Below are 14,860 nucleotides of genomic sequence, written 5' to 3' on the forward strand. Positions count from 1 at the left end.
TTCAGCCTTTTTATAAAGGCTGTTTTTTTACATAATTTGTTTCCGTTGTTTCAAACTAAATAAGGCATACAATCTGGTCTCTTCCCTTTTATTAGAGGGTTTGGGAATCTTTACTTCATTACCTTTACGTAACAGCCATCCTGAAGGTCCCCGATTTTTTAAGCGGAAGGAATAATCAATGGAGGTCATTCGACAGCTTAAATATGTAATTTTCCATCTTGAAGAAAGCCATATTATATAAAAAGGATGATCGGCATGAATCCCCACAGAGCGTCATCAAAAAAAGTAATTATGATAATGCTTGATACATTAATGGATAAACCTTTTCAAAAAGCGTTGCAAGAAGAGAACCTTCCTGCTTTTTCATTCTTTATGAAAACAGCCAATTATTATTATCCAGACATCGTGGCTCCCTATCCTACAATGTCTGTAAACGTAGAGAGCACCTTGCTGACTGGGCAATATTCAAACCATCATCATGTACCAGCTTTAGCCTGGTACAGCGAGACTGAAAATAGAATTATTAACTATGGAACCCATATTATGGAGTTGATGAAACTAGGACTTACTAGGAGCATGTACGATGTCTTATACCGCCTTAATCATTCCCACTTAAATGAAAACGTAAAAACCATACATGAAGAACTTCACGAGCAGGGAAAATCATCCGCTTCCATAAATCCTCTCATACACCGGGGAAAAACTTCTCAAACCATTACTATTCCTTCTCTCATCCGTTTTTTTGTAGCATGTGAGAAAAAAATCACTACCAACGCCGCCTCTACTTTTGTTTATGGGCGACTTGCCCAGCTCAGCCCTTTAAGAAAGTACGGGAGAATCTGGAGTAAATACGGATTTAATAATAATTTTTCTGTGCAGGAGTTTTCTCATTTGATTGAAAATGAGAACTTGCCCTCTTTTTCCATAGTTTATTTACCTGACCATGATAAAAATGTACACAAACATGGCCCGATGGACATACAAGGAATTAAAGACATGGATAAACAGCTTGAAACTATTCTAAATACCTTTCCCTCCTGGGAAGAGGCTCTAGAAAGCGCAGTATGGATTTTAATTGGCGATAACGGACAATCTCATGTAAATGATGACAGTAAAACAGCGTTAGTGGACTTACGGAAACTGTTGGCTCCCTTAAAAATCACTAAGCTAAGAAATGGAGTCAGGAAGGAAGACCAAGTGGTACTTGCTCCCAACTTGAGGTCCTGCTTTATTTATACTTTATCTCCTTCTGAGGTTCCCCTTTCTCTACTTGTAGAGAAGCTCCAAAAGGATACAAGAATAGAAATGATTGCCTGGAAAAAAGGTGAATGGATTGAAGTGACTGCTGGAGGTAATACTAAAACCTGTCAATTTAAGCATGAAGGGCGCTGGGTTGATGAATACAATCAAACCTGGGAAATCGAGGGCGATGATTCTCTTTTAGATTTACAACTACATGAGAATGCAGTTACCTTTGGCCGGTTTCCAGATGCTTTGGCACGCTTATATAGCGCTCTTCATTCCCATAATGGAGAGTTTATTGCAGCCTCTGTGAAGCCAGGCTATGAATTCATCAGTGAAAGTACTCCTTCCCATGCAGGAGGAGCAAGCCACGGGGGATTCCATTCGAACGATTCACTTATTCCGATGATGGTTGCAGGGACTGATTCAGCACCCGAATTTCGGCGCATTGTTGATTTAAAAAAGTGGATTCTCCACCTCATACAGCCACAGTCTCCCCGTTCATGAATAAACTTACTATAGGAGGAATGACAAATTGCTTAAAGCCCTGCTTTATATAAAAGACCTAATGAGCGAAATTCTACACTCAATTTTCGCGTTCGAGTACGAGCATCTTTTTGAAGACGAGCTGACGACAGACATGATCAAAGAAGCAGCAAAAAGAAAATAACATTCTCTATGGGTGCCTGGCACCCATAGAGAATGTAACATAATTGTAATAAGAAAAAGCGGCTTTCCTTCGCCGCTTTTTCTTATTTCTACTCTGGCTTTCGGTAAATAAAAACCCCCCCTTACTCTAATTTGTTAAGGGAAGGTCACACTGATTCCTATATTCTTGACTCTATATTCACCCGGCCGCTTATTTTGTTTCTTCATTATCAAAGAGGTCAAGAACGTATTCTTTCAGATCAACCATTCTAAGAGAAGCCGGCTCTTTTTCTGTGCCTGCAATCACCATTGCTGTTAACAGATCATTTTTATGAAGCCCCCCATGTTCTCCGCCATCCTCATGAACAGCAATCCCTTCGGCGAGAAAAGAGTGTCCTGGCTTAGCCGCCAATATAACTTTAGGTGTCTCATGACTCGCAAGGGCAGACTCCAGCTGATTCAAGACGTCGGGGTAGTCAACGTACTTAACTTGTTTCTTTTCCTTTTCCAGCTCAAGCGTCAGAATTTCTTCGTTTCCTTCTATCTCCCAACCTTGGTTGTAGCGATCCTTCCACACGTCTCCTCTTTTAAATCTTAATTCTCCCTCGTGGTCAGTGCTGAAAGCTTTCATCCACCCATCCTCTTGCCAGACGGCTAAATCGATCCCTTTTTCTTGTAACGACGTCTCTATCACTTCAGGAAGAATTCCCTCGTTATGGACATCATAGACATAAGTCATCCTCTGATTTACTCCAAGAGCAATGTCCCCGTCACTTACAGGCTGGCCAAGTTCGGCAATAGTAAAAGAAGACAATAAATGGTCTAAATCGATGGCCACTTCCTCCTTTTCAGGAAGTAGTTTATCTGCCCCGTGGTCACCAAGTACGATAAAGATGTTCTCTTCCAAAGCCTTCTCCCAGCTGCCATAGCTGTTTAAAATGTCTTGAAGATGACCTTCCGCAGCTTCAAGGCCCCGTCGGTAATGAGGCCCGTGTTTATGATTTTTTTTATCGTTGTCAGGTAGAAACAAAAGCATAAAATCAGGCTGGATATTTTGCTTTATTAACTCCTGAGTTACTTCTACAGTATATTTATCATGTAAGCCGAGACGATGAAAAACCCCATCACTAAACTGCTTTCTTTTTAGAATCCCTGGCTTCTCAAATTGCCCAAAGGCTAAGATGTCTGGTCCCCTTGTGTAAATGGAGGAGGGAAGATCTGTAAGCTCTTTCGTTAATGGAGGCATGTTCAGTTCATGGCGGTGACTCCCCCGGTATATTAATGCATTTATGCTTCCTGAAGTATGTCCTCGGCGTTCTAATTCTTCAAAGACTGTACTGACATCTTTACTTAAATGCTCGTTATTCAGCCGGTAGAAGACGTCAAATATCCCTTCCGAAAAACCATTCCTTACCCAAAAAGGAACAGTGGACCCGTAATTAACAACCCTGTCACTTTGCTGGTCATACCAGGATAAACCCGGCACTCGATGTTTATCTGCCATTTCACCGGTAACTAAAGTACTTTCCACTGTTACTGACATACTGGGAAAAGGCACTACCAGATCCTTATAGTACTGACCGTTATTTACCAGAAACTCAAGAGCAGGAATATTCCCTTCTTCCATGCTTTTATCGAGGGAACTCCCCATCATCGTATCAATAATAATCATAACAACATTCTTAGTGGGGTCTGTATCGTTGGCTTGAATATCCGGTTCATATTCTTCTTTTTCAGTTCCACTACATGAACATAATAAAAGCACAAGAAATACTAGAAAAACATTCCTCATGGTATTCACCTTCTATCCTCTCTGTATCTTCAATTTAGTAAAAGGAAGGTAAAGGATATTTTTCCTATAGTGTGCCTGTTCCTTTCCTTTTCATGCAAAAAGTTCTTTTGGGATTTGAAACACTTCCTCACTTTTTGTGCATATGCTACTCTGGGCAATTCTTTTACAAAGGAGTGTTTTTATGTATCCCTTTCACCCGTCTCTTGTGCAGCAGTGCCTTTGTTATAACCTCATGGCAGACTTTTATAAGTACAGAGATCCACGGTTGCATATTCACTACTACAAGCTGCACTTTCAATGTATGCAGCAGTTAATGGCCAAAACGCAAGGGATTCCAGGTCCTTCTTTTGACCATAAACGAAGACAGGACCAAGCGTTAGTAAGGTTCCTTCACGCTTCTCCTGGTACCCCGGCCATTGATGTATATGTGAATGGAGAGCAGGTTTTTGATAATGTGTCTTATCAAATTTTAAGCAGGTACCTTACATTCCCCGAAGGAGAGCATGAAATTGAGATTTATGAGGCAGGACAGACAGAAACACCAGTTTTAAGCGGAGCTGTTTCATTAGAAGGGGATGAACACTACACCTTTGCGGTTGGAGGAACGCTAGACAACTTGGACTTTTATGAGGTAACAGAGGCTCAGGAAGCTCCTGCCGATGCTGCCATGGTCAGGTTTTGGCATCTCTCTCCAGACGCACCAGCTGTAGACATTACTGATGAAGAGGGAGAAGTTATTTTCAGTGATGTAACTTTTGGTGAGGTTACGGAGTACGCTGAACTCTCTCCCGGCTCTTACACGCTTGAAGTTCGTTCTGCCGGAACTGCGGTCCCGGTCATGACTCTGCGTAATTTGCAATTCAGTGGAGGGCAGGCTTATTCAGTGACTGCCATGGGATTGGCTGAAGGGACTCCGAGACTGGAAACGCTAATTATACAGCCTTAAAAAAGAGAAATGCTGTCAAAGTGATATTCACCTGACAGCATTTTCTTTATGCTTTTCGAAATACCCAGCTGTTTAGATAAAAGAAAAGAGTGGGAAGGCCTCCAAAACGAATAAACTGTTTCGCTTTATTCTTAATCTCCTTATCCCTCTGTACTTTTTTATCGGCCAGATAAATAGCAATAAGGCCTTTATTAATGAGCTTGTGAAACTTCCAGTCAGGCAGGTTTCGAATACTTTCTTCTGCCTTTTCTTTAATATGCTTCATTCTCTTAACCATTTCTTCGTCACTTGGATAATAAGAAACAAAGTTTAAATCCTGTTCCATTCTGTCTTCTTCCTGGTCAATAAAATAGTCAAGGAGAATATGAAGACCTTGAACCCACGGAAAATATCCTGCTTTCAGCTGGGATACTTCTTCGTGACTTAAACGATCTTTTGCAGCATAAGCTGCAAAACAGAATATCCCTAACGTTGAACCTGCACATGCTGAAAACTCGTACCAGGTCATAGAAGGTAAGTCGTCTTTATGATCGGCAAACCAGCTCTCCAGCAGATCCACTCTCTTCTCAGGCTCCACATGCTTAAACACTTGCAAATCACAATAATAATTCGCCAGATGGTGCATCGCTTTTTGTACGTTTGGAAATCCAGGGAGTTCTCGTAACACACTCTGGCATGTCGAAACAAGAGCTTGTAAATACCCACCGTCATCTTGATCTTCACGATACCTATAATAATTCACAGGTTCTGCTCCTGGACTTAGCGCATGATACATAGCCTGATGAAGTGCTCTAAAGTCATTTTCATCTAATGAAGTGCTTCTGTCACAGAGATTATCTAAATAATCACTGATGGTTTGATAGGCTACAATAAATGTTATAATCTTATTTCTTTCTTCACCTGCCAATAACCCGTAAACTGCTCCGCCTTCACAATGAAAGGCTTTTTCCGTTAAACTGGACAGGGCCTGGGTTCGTAATTCATTATTAGGGATTTCCATGGCCCGCTGCCTCCAGCTTCCTAAACATAAACGAACGTCGGGGAGCACTTCTTTATAAACCTTAGACAGCAGAGTCCAAGGGGTAGTCGGTACTTTCAAAGTAATAACCTCCTTATACTCCTTTAAAAGTATTATGCCCTGACTACATACAGGTATTACCATAACGCAGGAATAGCTTCTTTCTCTCTGTTCCTCAAACAGTTCCCTCTTTATTCATTTAACGTTCTAGTCTTTTTTTCGCGTGGAAACGCCATGTTAAAGAGAACGTCTCCATACACTGTCAAGGCGATGGCTCCAAAAATCAGAAGAATACCAACCGTTTGCCACCCAGAAAGAATATCTCCAAACACAAGAACACCTATGGCAATTGCCACTACCGGTTCAATAATTGAAAGGATGGCAGCCCTGCTTGATTCGATATATGTTAAACCCGCTGTATAAAGAAAATAAGCACAAACAGTAGCAAACAAAGCTAAACCAAGTCCATTTAAAAGAACTCCTGGTTCAGTTAATAAGTGTGCTTTACTCATAATGGGGCTTGTGAAAAGTAAAAAAACAGAGCCAAAAATTAAAGAGTATGCAGTGATGGTCAGAGAGTGGTATCGTCCGCTTAAAAATTTCCCGAAAATACTGTACAAGGCGTAAAAAAATCCGGAAGCAATACCAAAAAGAATGGCCATAATCCCTATGCTTTCAGAACCCAGAGGAAGCATTCCTACTGTATAAGCACAGCCAAGGACCATAACAAGTAGAGCCAGGGCCTTGGTCACGGTGAAAGGCTCTTTAAAAATAAAACGAGCCATGACTGCTACAAAAACCGGGCCCGTGTATAAAAGAACAACAGCCAGCGACACAGACGCAGCCTCCATTACAGTAAAAAAGAAATAATTAAAGAAGGCAATGCTGACAATGCCAGTACCAATAAAAAGCGGGATATCCTTTAACTGAAACCTAAGCAGATCCCGTCTGTATATTCCTAAGGCCAGTGTTATCAGCAGAGCTGAAAAAAGCAAGCGAATTGCCACAACTTCCCAGGGAGTAAAACCATATGTATACAAGTTTTGTACAAATAAACCAGTGCTTCCCCATAAAGCTGCCCCTAGCATTACTGCAAAATAAGCCAGACGATTAGTCATATATTTTTCTCCTTCCCCTGACTGTCATACTAACAAGATTATCATGAAGTGAATAACAGAGGTAATTTTATTTACAAAAAGACTATGGCACTCATTCCTTGCCATAGTCTTTCCACGAATGTTATGTCAGTCGATAAATAAAGGCCTCATAGGGTGAGAGCTCCACGTTTTCTAAGGAATACGTTTGTTTAGAATCTTCATTTGAAAGAATACGATCTACTTTCCTTTCTCCCAGCTCACTAAACGAACGCGTCTGAACAGAGGAGCTGAAATTACAAACGATAAGAAGCATATCGTCCTTGTAAGTTCTAGTGTAGGCATACACGTCTTCATCGTCAGGAAGAAGCAAATGATAGCTCCCATGAACAATTGTTTCATCCTTTTTTCTTAATTCTATTAGGCTTTTGTAATAGTAAAAAACCGAATGAGGATCGTTTAAAGAGTTCGTTACGTTAATCCTCTTATAATTTGGATTAACTTGCAGCCATGGAACTCCAGTAGTAAACCCTGCGTGCTTGCTGTCATTCCATTGCATAGGTGTACGGGCATTATCCCGCCCCCTGGCATAAATAGCTCTCATCATTTCTGCTTCTTCGATACCTTTTTCTTTTTGCTCCTTATACCAATTCAAGGTTTCAATGTCTTCATAATCCTCAATTGTCGGAAAAGCCACATTTGTCATCCCTATTTCTTCTCCTTGATACACATAGGGAGTGCCTTTCATTCCATGCAGGCAGGTTGCCAGCATTTTAGCAGACTTCTCACGAAATTTTTCATTATCATTACCAAACCTTGATACCACCCGAGGCTGATCGTGGTTGTTCCAGTAAAGACTGTTCCACCCTTTTTGATCCAGCCCTTTTTGCCACTTTGTCATAATTCTCTTCAAATCTGTAAGCTTCCAGGAAAGGGCTGACCATTTCCCATGTTCTCCGTCACCAAGACCCATATGCTCAAAATGAAAAACCATATTAAGCTCTTTTCTTTCTTCGGCTGTGTACAGCTTTCCTTCCTCAACTCCAACTCCCGGCATTTCTCCTACCGTCATGGTGTCATAGTGGGACAGAACTTTCGTATACATTTCCTGAAGAAACTCATGAATTCTTGGGCCGTTTCTGAAGTAGCTTGATCCGGAGGCATACTTGTTTCCAGGCTTTACCTCTCCATCGGGATAGCGCTGGTCTTTTGAAATAAAGTTAATGACGTCCATTCGAAAGCCGTCTACCCCTTTATCCAGCCACCATTTCATCATTTCATATATGTCTTCACGAAGAAGTGGGTTTTCCCAATTTAAGTCCGGTTGTTTTTTACTGAATAAATGAAGATAATATTCCTCTGTATTTTCATCATACTCCCACGCAGAACCACCGAAATTGGAAGCCCAATTGGTTGGTTCTCTTCCGTCTATTCCTTTTTTCCAAATGTAATAGTCCCGTTTCGGACTTTTTGCAGAAGAGCGTGACTCAATGAACCATTCATGCTCATCAGAAGTATGGTTGACGACCAGATCCATTACAAGCTTCATGCCCCGTTCATGAATTTGCTGAAGGAGAAGGTCAAAATCCTCCATGGTTCCAAATTCATCCATGATAGCCTGGTAATCTCGTATATCGTAACCATTATCGTCATTTGGGGAATCGTATACGGGGGAAAGCCAGATAACATCAATTCCTAATTCCTTTATGTAGTCAAGCTTCTGAATCATTCCCGGAATGTCTCCAATTCCGTCTCCGTTGCTGTCATTAAAGCTTCTTGGGTAAATTTGGTATACAACGCTTTTTTTCCACCAGGGTGTTTGGGTCATTTCTCATTCCTCCTAGCTAAAAGTATGAAAGAAATCATTCTATTTTATTTTTGGAAAACAGACACGCTAAAGCTTCAAAACGTGGTGAGGACTCCTCCCAGTTATACCAATTTATGTACAGAATGAAAACCTCACATTACCTAATTCTAAGAAGAGTAAAGCCCCATAAAAGGTTATTCATACATAAAAAATACCGGAAAGCCCTGAAAAGGGGCCTTCCGATAAATATTTTACAGCAGGCTGGCTTTAATCATACGAGAGCGCCCATCTGTATTTCCTTTTTCTTCTCCATTAATCCTTAGCGTTAACTCTTCATCCCCGCTGTGTATAACTACTTCTTTTTCTAAGTCAGGCTCATAAGCATTTACTTTTGTTTCAAAGGTAAGATCAATAACATTTCCAATTATCTGATACCTCAAAACGCCTTCATACATCTTTCCTTCCCTGTAATTAAATGTACTTCCATCGTCTTCATAAAAATAGTACTCTCCGCCATTTGAAGAAGGATAAATGTGAAAAGTAATTTTTTCCTCCTTCTGTTCAGTCGACATTTTTTTCTCTCCAAGAGCAATGATTGCACCCTTTTTAATGAAAATAGGAAGTCTATCAAGGGGTGCTTTTACAAGATGATAATCGGATCCTCGGTATTCCTCGCCTGTCCAATAATCAATCCAGGATCCTTCAGGCAGATAAACGGCTCGGTGATTTTTGTCAGGCTGAAGAATCGGAGCAACGATGACAGAGTCACCGATCATAAATTCATCTGACAGGTTGGTGGTTTCCTTGTCTTCCGGGTATTCTAAAAATAAGGGCCTCATTACCGGAATGCCTGTAGTACTTGCTTCTTTAAAAAGAGTGTAGAGGTGGGGCATCCACACATATCGAAGATCTATATATTTTTTTACGATATCTTCTATTTCTTCCCCGAAGCTCCATGGTTCCTGCCTTACGGTATCTAATGCTGAATGGTTTCTGAAAAAAGGAGTGAAGGCTCCTACTTGTGTCCATCGTGCTAATAACTGGCCCGTAGCATCATGAGCAAATCCACCTACATCCGGCCCGCAAAAAGGGACCCCGGAGACTCCTAGATTCATGCACATGGGCAATGCCATTTGAAGGTGCTCCCAAAAACTTCGATTATCCCCCGTCCAAACTGCTGCATACCTCTGCACTCCCGAATACCCTGCACGGGTTAGTAAAAAGGGCCTCTTCCCTTTCAACTGGGCCTTCATTCCTTCATATGTCGCTTTCCCCATCAGCAGTCCATAAACATTATGAAGTTCCCTGTGTGTTTTAGGATCGCCGTCGTTTCCATGCATGACCTCAGTATCCATTGTTTTTGTTTCATTAAAAACGGCGGGTTCGTTCATATCATTCCAGATACCTTCAATTCCCTTGTCCACGTAAAAATCGTGCTTATCTCCCCACCACTTACGAGTTTTTTCATTTGTGAAATCTGGGAACGCGCTGTTTCCCGGCCAAACATCCCCGTTATACATTTTTCCATCTACGTACTTGCAAAAATGGTCTCCTTTCACACCTTCCAGATAGGACGGATATTCCGGGTCTGTTTTGACTCCAGGGTCCACAATGGGCACAACATGAATGCCCTCTTTTTTCAAATCATTCATTAACTTGCCTGGATCCGGGTAACGTTCTTCGTCAAAGGTAAACACTCTATATCCATTCATATAATGAATATCTAAGTAAACCGCATCTAATGGAATTTGCTTTTCCTTAAAATTTTTAACCAGTTCCCTTACCTCTTCTTCTGTTTCATAGCTGTACCTGGACTGATGGTATCCTATCGCCCATTTGGGTGGCAGGGGCATGCGGCCAGTTAAATAGGAGTACTGGGTAATCACGTCCTTTGGCTCTGGCCCAGCCATCAAATAATAATTGATGAGCCCGCCTTCTGCCGAAAAAGAATACGTTTCCTTATAGGTCTTCATGTCAAAAGTAGTTTTATAGGTGTTATCAAAGAAAATGCCATACGCCTTTCCCTGATTTACTGTCATAAAGTATGGGATGGATTCATATAAAGCATCAATTTCAGGATTGTGAGGAGCAAAGACATCTGAATTCCACATGGTCATTTTCTCTCCTCTTTTATCAAGGAAACTGGTTTTCTCACCAAATCCATAAAAATGGTCTTCTCTATCCATTTCCTTATAACAGATCACTTCACCTCCTGGACTGTGGCCCATTCCTTTTTCTTTTTCTGATACCATAGTCCTTCCGTCCTTATCCACAGCCTTAATACGACATGGATTTTTATATAAAAATAGTGTTAATAAAGGTGACTGAATTGTGATATACGAGTCTTCATCGTGGACTCTTAGGTCAACTTTTTCTGGTTCCGCAATGACAGCATGACTGGAAGATAAAGTTGGTTCTTTTTTGTGATCCATCATGATTCTGACAATATCGTCCCTGTAAAAAAGAATTTGGATCATCCCTGCCTCACATTTCCCTATGAAGCTTTTATTTTCGCTGAGGGAATAAGAAATAAGATTGCCTATATCCCTAAAAGCTGTTCCTGCTATTTTCTTTTTAGCCCCCGGATGTATTGCAAAACTTGTATCCTCCATATAAAAGCCCACTCCTTTTTATCTGGCATCCTCTACATAGGTTCTCTGCACGATTCCATTATCCTGTTAAATAAAGTGAATACATCAGTAAAATCATATTTGGGCAGGTAAGGACTGTATGAAATGTAAGAAGAATCTTTATGTATTTTAGGGATCTCAAGGCAATGCCTGGTCAATATGAGTCCTGCCAAATTCCAAAACATTGGAATATTTCCTTACGAAATAACCCTCTCTTGATCTTTTTATGCTTATAATTACTTACACCTGTTAATTTTGTTGCTAAAACTAACAGTTAATTTGCTTCCCCGGTTCACGTGTGGAGTAAGCCACACTTTTACTCTTTTTACTGTCTCTTTCAAGCCGCTGGTTTTTTACATTTACCTTTGAAAGGAAGGGATCGTATGGAAGCATCTGCATCACTTAACATTGAAGGGAAAGAGAAAGTCTGCTATGAAAGGATTCTGCAGCTTGTGCAAACGGCGAATCAATTTGACAGCTACATTGTATTGGAAACGAGCACAACAGTCATTAATTGTAAAAGCCTCATAAGCACTTCTGCTTTTTTAAAAGCTCAGGATAAGATAACAATAAGGGCAGTCGGCAGGGATTCCCAAGAAGCAGTTTCATTACTGCAAGGTTTTATTGAAAAGAAAATCTTTACAGAAGAGCGTTCTTCTTATCCTTTATTAAATTAACAACTATCATGAAAGGTAACTTCTTAGTGGGTTTGAACGTCAAAAGCTACTGTGGGCCCGCGGTGGCAAATGAATTGTCTGCCTGTTAACTAAGAAAATGAAAAATACGCCTTCTGGGTATCTGTCCAGGAGGTGTTTTTCTTATTCAGTACGCAGCATTTTTTATGTCGTATATTTCACAAATTATGTCCTAAAATAAAACGAATCTTATTCTAGGAGGTCTTCATATATGAATCATCCATTTAACCAGCAAGGAAATTCCCAAAACATGCAGCAAGGCTTTTCAAGACAGCAAGCTCCACAATTCCAAAGCTTTACTCAACACAATCCCCAATCAGCCATGCAGCCTGGTTTTTCAGGTACAAATGTGGAGGAAGTAAGACAGCAAAACGCTCAGGCTGCACAAGGTTCCAATTATCAGACATTCTCACCGCAGCAGCAAAGTTTTTCTTCTGGTTCTTCTCAGCATATGAATCACAATGAGAATCAACAAGGGTTTCAAAACGGACAGTCTCAGCAAGCTCTTCAACAAATCCAACATTTGGCACAGCAGCTGCAGCAAACAGAAAGACAAAACGCACGTCAGTTTCAGCAGTCATTTTCACAGGATACGCAAATGCCAAACCAGCTTCAGGGCTTTGCCCAGAGAGAATTAACAGCAGCTCAAAAGCTTCAGCAAATTCAACAGCTTTGCCAGCAATTAATGCAATAAATAAATTCACCCGTAATAAAACAAAAAAAGGGCAAGCTGCTATATGTGCCAGCTTGTCCTTTCAGTTAAGACATCCACTTTGGAGGAGTGTTTTTATCCCAGTATACGTCTCCAATCTGATGGTGTTCTTCAAAGTTATCTTCATGTAAGTGATAGTGAAAATTAAACCAATATCCTTCTTTAGGACGAAGATCCCGTCTCACATGAAATTTGGCAATGTCTTTTTTATTCTTATCATCATACACATTAAATATTTTTTCTCCGCTTCCTTGAGAAGGCTCTTCTGTAATGACATAGGATTTGCTTTCTTCCATCCCTGCTTCTTCTACCAGGTCTTTAAGAACATTCTCAATACTAGGGAGAATGTCAGTCATAAAGTCAGCTTCAACTTGCTTTAAAATTTTAGGACCGAGCTTTTTTACAGACTGTTCTTTCGCTTGTTCAACAATAATGTCTATAAAATGCTCGTCATCCAATACTTCAATGTTTTCTTCATAGTCCTGAGCAATGATTTCCGAATGCTCTTCTATTTCAGCGACAGAATAATGCTGCTCATCACTGCCTGATTTCTCTTCTTTAGCTGAAGCAGATGAGCTGGAATCCAAGTATGTAGGAGGAATGTACACACCAAGAGTCATAAAGGTTATAAGGATAACTGATATCTTCTTAAACCAAAGCTTCAAATTTCATTCCCCCCTCGTGCCAAATCTCTTTGAAAATCTCAATATATTTCAAAGTTTCCAAGAATCAATTTTTTTAATTGTACCATAGGGTTGTGTTGAGCTGGGTAAAGGCCTTCTCAAATTCATAAAAATGTAATCTTCTTTAGAAAAAGGAGTGACTTCACATCCTGTTCATCACTAGGGTAATGCTTGCTCACCATCAGGCAGATGTTCAGCCCTTGCTTGTATAACTCTTAAACGTATGAAAAATCCTGCTGCTGCACAAGTAAGACCTATCGTGATGCCAATCCAGAAACCAAAAGGCCCCAAGGGTGTGTAGGAAGCGAGGAGATAGCCGGAAGGAATTCCTATGATCCAGTATGAAACAAAAGCTGTAATAAAAGGAACTTTTACATCTTTATACCCTCTTAACACTCCTTGAAGAGCTGATTGGGCAGCATCAGAAATCTGATAAAAAATCGCGAAGATAAAAAACTGGGCTGCAAGGGTGACAACAGGACGATCATCAGTATAAAGATAAGCAATTGGTTCACGTAAAAAGAAAAGGAAAACTGAACCAATGGCAAGGATTCCTATTGCCCCAACCACTCCCAAACGTCCGTATTCCCTGGCTGCACTCCACCTTTCTCCTCCCACGGAGAAGCCCACAACGATTGTTAAGGCCATTGAAATGCTTAACGGGATCATAAAAATAAGTGATGTGAAGCTAAAGGCTATTTGATGTGCTGCAATAGTTACGGTGCTAAACATGGTTCCAATTAACAAGGTGACAACAGAAAAAATGCTGGCTTCAAAAAAGATAGACAGACCTATCGGAATGCCAATGGCCAGCTGCTCTTTCCAGGCTTTCCAGGAGGGCACCGCCCATTTTACAAACAGCTTATACTGACGGATGACCTCCATTCGAAACGTCATCCATATGCTTAATATAAAAATAATCCAATAGGTTAAAGCAGTGGCATAGCCTGCACCAATACCACCAAGCATAGGAAGACCAAATCCACCGAAGATAAATCCATAGTTAAGAAGAACATTAAACGGTACGGCCAGGACAGTAATTATCATTGTTATGCGTGTATAACCTTGAGCGTCAAAAAAATAACGTAAAACATTCGCTGCAAATAAGGGAATAATACCTAATGACAGGCCGACTAAATAATGAAAAGTAATATGTTCAACTGCTGGGGCCAGGTTCATCAATGTGATGATAGGATGAAGAAACATGACTCCACAGAGAATAACAAGAATAGCTAACGTAAGGGATAGATAGAGACCTTGATTCACTGAGTTTGTTATGCTTTTCTTGTCTCCTTTTCCTATGAGCTGGGCCACTATAGGAGTAACAGCCAGCAGCACCCCGTTTATTCCAGTAAAAATAGGCATCCACAAACTGGATCCCATTGCGACTCCAGCCAAGTCGTCCGTCCCGACGCGACCGGACATCATCGTATCAACTAAATTCATCGCAAAAAAACTTACTTGTGTCACCATAATCGGCCAGAAAATCGTGAAAAATAATGCCATTTTGTCTTTCCTAGACTTGGCGTGATACATACCTGCGTCCTCCATTACCAACGGCCGGGTCCCCGGCCTTATCTATATATACTATTT

General features: G+C 40.7%; 12 protein-coding genes. 5 read left to right on the plus strand and 7 right to left on the minus strand.

The genetic code is table 11. The features are described from left to right. Positions 1–255: 255 nt before the first annotated feature. Together ACFPU1_RS08985 and ACFPU1_RS08990 are read left to right on the plus strand one after the other, a co-directional pair. Positions 256–1,749: an alkaline phosphatase family protein gene (locus ACFPU1_RS08985; protein WP_385940273.1), complete on the plus strand. Its 1,494-nt coding sequence runs from the start codon at positions 256–258 to the stop codon at positions 1,747–1,749. 28 nt (positions 1,750–1,777) lie between these two features. Beyond that, complete coding sequence (locus ACFPU1_RS08990; protein ID WP_269758139.1) at positions 1,778–1,912, plus strand: hypothetical protein; 135 nt, start codon at positions 1,778–1,780, stop codon at positions 1,910–1,912. Between the two features lie 189 nt (positions 1,913–2,101). On the opposite strand, the gene ACFPU1_RS08995 is transcribed toward ACFPU1_RS08990, so the two are convergent. After that, the gene (locus tag ACFPU1_RS08995) at positions 2,102–3,682 is read right to left on the minus strand and encodes an alkaline phosphatase family protein (RefSeq protein ID WP_385940275.1); all 1,581 of its coding nucleotides are present in this window, start codon (positions 3,680–3,682) and stop codon (positions 2,102–2,104) included. Positions 3,683–3,863: 181 nt separating this feature from the next. Between ACFPU1_RS08995 and ACFPU1_RS09000 the strand changes: the two genes are divergently transcribed. Next, the gene (locus ACFPU1_RS09000) at positions 3,864–4,628 is read left to right on the plus strand and encodes a DUF4397 domain-containing protein (RefSeq protein WP_385940277.1); all 765 of its coding nucleotides are present in this window, start codon (positions 3,864–3,866) and stop codon (positions 4,626–4,628) included. A 46-nt stretch (positions 4,629–4,674) separates the two neighbouring features. On the opposite strand, the gene ACFPU1_RS09005 is transcribed toward ACFPU1_RS09000, so the two are convergent. The 4 genes from ACFPU1_RS09005 to ACFPU1_RS09020 form a co-directional block, all read right to left on the minus strand. Further along, positions 4,675–5,727, minus strand: a complete 1,053-nt coding sequence (locus tag ACFPU1_RS09005) for a tetraprenyl-beta-curcumene synthase family protein (RefSeq protein ID WP_385940279.1) — start codon at positions 5,725–5,727, stop codon at positions 4,675–4,677. A gap of 110 nt (positions 5,728–5,837) precedes the next feature. Next, complete coding sequence (locus tag ACFPU1_RS09010) at positions 5,838–6,764, minus strand: EamA family transporter (RefSeq protein WP_385940281.1); 927 nt, start codon at positions 6,762–6,764, stop codon at positions 5,838–5,840. 121 nt (positions 6,765–6,885) lie between these two features. Further along, positions 6,886–8,568 carry a glycoside hydrolase family 13 protein gene (locus ACFPU1_RS09015; RefSeq protein WP_385940283.1) on the minus strand — a complete coding sequence of 561 codons (1,683 nt, stop codon included), beginning with the start codon at positions 8,566–8,568 and terminating at the stop codon, positions 6,886–6,888. Positions 8,569–8,798: 230 nt separating this feature from the next. Further along, entirely contained in the window at positions 8,799–11,159 is a 2,361-nt protein-coding gene (locus tag ACFPU1_RS09020; RefSeq protein ID WP_385940285.1) for a glycoside hydrolase family 31 protein, read from the minus strand. A 401-nt stretch (positions 11,160–11,560) separates the two neighbouring features. Between ACFPU1_RS09020 and ACFPU1_RS09025 the strand changes: the two genes are divergently transcribed. Further along, positions 11,561–11,854 carry an HPr family phosphocarrier protein gene (locus tag ACFPU1_RS09025; RefSeq protein WP_385940287.1) on the plus strand — a complete coding sequence of 98 codons (294 nt, stop codon included), beginning with the start codon at positions 11,561–11,563 and terminating at the stop codon, positions 11,852–11,854. Positions 11,855–12,083: 229 nt separating this feature from the next. Beyond that, entirely contained in the window at positions 12,084–12,566 is a 483-nt protein-coding gene (locus tag ACFPU1_RS09030) for a hypothetical protein (protein WP_385940289.1), read from the plus strand. 65 nt (positions 12,567–12,631) lie between these two features. Here the strand turns inward: ACFPU1_RS09030 and ACFPU1_RS09035 are convergent, their stop codons facing one another. Together ACFPU1_RS09035 and ACFPU1_RS09040 are read right to left on the minus strand one after the other, a co-directional pair. Beyond that, positions 12,632–13,249 carry a YpjP family protein gene (locus tag ACFPU1_RS09035; protein WP_054636321.1) on the minus strand — a complete coding sequence of 206 codons (618 nt, stop codon included), beginning with the start codon at positions 13,247–13,249 and terminating at the stop codon, positions 12,632–12,634. Positions 13,250–13,426: 177 nt separating this feature from the next. After that, positions 13,427–14,803 (minus strand): MATE family efflux transporter, encoded by a 1,377-nt coding sequence (locus ACFPU1_RS09040; RefSeq protein ID WP_385940291.1) that lies wholly within the window; start codon positions 14,801–14,803, stop codon positions 13,427–13,429. Between the last annotated feature and the right edge of the window lie 57 nt (positions 14,804–14,860).

It is taken from the genome of Thalassorhabdus alkalitolerans, assembly GCF_042656525.1.
GTDB lineage: Bacteria > Bacillota > Bacilli > Bacillales > Marinococcaceae > Thalassorhabdus > Thalassorhabdus alkalitolerans.

Coding starts and splice junctions, on each gene's coding strand:
- ACFPU1_RS08985 (WP_385940273.1), top strand. CDS start 256: ATGAATCCCCACAGAGCGTCATCAAAAAAAGTAATTATGATAATGCTT.
- ACFPU1_RS09040 (WP_385940291.1), bottom strand. CDS start 14,803: ATGTATCACGCCAAGTCTAGGAAAGACAAAATGGCATTATTTTTCACG.
- ACFPU1_RS09020 (WP_385940285.1), bottom strand. CDS start 11,159: ATGGAGGATACAAGTTTTGCAATACATCCGGGGGCTAAAAAGAAAATA.
- ACFPU1_RS08995 (WP_385940275.1), bottom strand. CDS start 3,682: ATGAGGAATGTTTTTCTAGTATTTCTTGTGCTTTTATTATGTTCATGT.
- ACFPU1_RS09025 (WP_385940287.1), top strand. CDS start 11,561: ATGGAAGCATCTGCATCACTTAACATTGAAGGGAAAGAGAAAGTCTGC.
- ACFPU1_RS09030 (WP_385940289.1), top strand. CDS start 12,084: ATGAATCATCCATTTAACCAGCAAGGAAATTCCCAAAACATGCAGCAA.
- ACFPU1_RS09015 (WP_385940283.1), bottom strand. CDS start 8,568: ATGACCCAAACACCCTGGTGGAAAAAAAGCGTTGTATACCAAATTTAC.
- ACFPU1_RS09010 (WP_385940281.1), bottom strand. CDS start 6,764: ATGACTAATCGTCTGGCTTATTTTGCAGTAATGCTAGGGGCAGCTTTA.
- ACFPU1_RS09000 (WP_385940277.1), top strand. CDS start 3,864: ATGTATCCCTTTCACCCGTCTCTTGTGCAGCAGTGCCTTTGTTATAAC.